This is a genomic window from Kitasatospora sp. NPDC091257 (genome assembly GCF_044757675.1).
Taxonomy (GTDB): domain Bacteria; phylum Actinomycetota; class Actinomycetes; order Streptomycetales; family Streptomycetaceae; genus Kitasatospora; species Kitasatospora lactacystinica.
In genome coordinates, this window is the sequence record NZ_JBIVVI010001909.1 from 1 (window position 1) to 1,020 (window position 1,020).

The 1,020-nt window shown below is 76.1% G+C and carries 1 protein-coding gene; it reads right to left on the reverse strand.

Annotated elements, in window-relative coordinates; translation table 11 throughout:
• The coding region (locus ACIQOV_RS42815; RefSeq protein ID WP_401056716.1) for a glutamate-cysteine ligase family protein at window positions 1-997 on the reverse strand (997 nt) is incomplete at its 3' end.
• Between the last annotated feature and the right edge of the window lie 23 nt (window positions 998-1,020).

A 1,020-nucleotide genomic window follows, 5' to 3' on the forward strand; every position in this document is an offset into this window, starting at 1 on the left:
GGGCCCTCCAGTGGGCCGGGGTCGGCCGCGAGCCGTCCGGGTAGCCGTGCCGGAGCAGTTCGGCGAAGGTGCGCCCGGGGGGAGCCGGGTGGTAGCGGCCGTCCGGGGTGCGGTAGTGGATCAGCGGGATGTCGAGCGCCCAGTCGACGACGGACCCGACGGTGACGTCGGGGCGCAGCGCGGGCGGCAGCACTCCGCCCCGGCGGGGGTCCATCCGCAGCCAGGCCCAGCACCGGTGGGACAGCCGCTCGCTGGAGGAACTTCCCTCCTGCAGAGGCGAGTTGACGAGCAGGGCGGAGATCACCGGGGCGGCGGCGGTCTGCATCCGCAGCTTGCGGGTGAAGTCGGCGGGGGAGAGGTAGTCCAGGGTGACCTGGGTGGACAGCGACAGTGCCATCACGTACCGGGCGCGGCTGCCGGGCTCGCCGAGCCCGGTGAAGTAGTCCCGCATGATGGCGCCCCGGGTCATCGGCACCCACCGCATGTCGGCGAGCCGGTCGAAGGGCAGGTAGGCGCCGGGCAGCAGGGCGAGGCCGAACCGGCCGACCAGCTCGGCGAGTTGCTCCAGGGCGGCGCGCATGTCGTCCACCGCCCTGGCCACGGACGGGACGGGCGTCGAGGAGTACTCGATCTGGCCGCCGTGCTCCAGGGTGATCTGGCTGCCGTCCGGGAGCCGGACCCCGGTGAGCCGTCCGGCGTCCTCCTGCCGCTCGCCGCCCCACCTGGCCAGCACGGCCTCCAGGACGGCCAGCACGCCGCGGTCGCCGTCGTAGCGGGCGGCCAGTCCGGTGACCGGGTCGACCAGGCCGCACTCGACCTCGATGCCGATCAGTTCGCCGCGGCCGGGCCGGAACGGGGCCAGCAGTTCGGCCCGGCCGAGTGCCGGGCCAGGGCCCGCGGCGGGGTCCGCGGCGGGGCCCGGGTCCGTCGGGTTCGGGTCCGCGAGGTCCGGCGCCGGGGCGGGGTCCGGCGCCGGACGGGCCTCGTCCTCCGTCACACCGCCCCCACCCGGGTGACGAC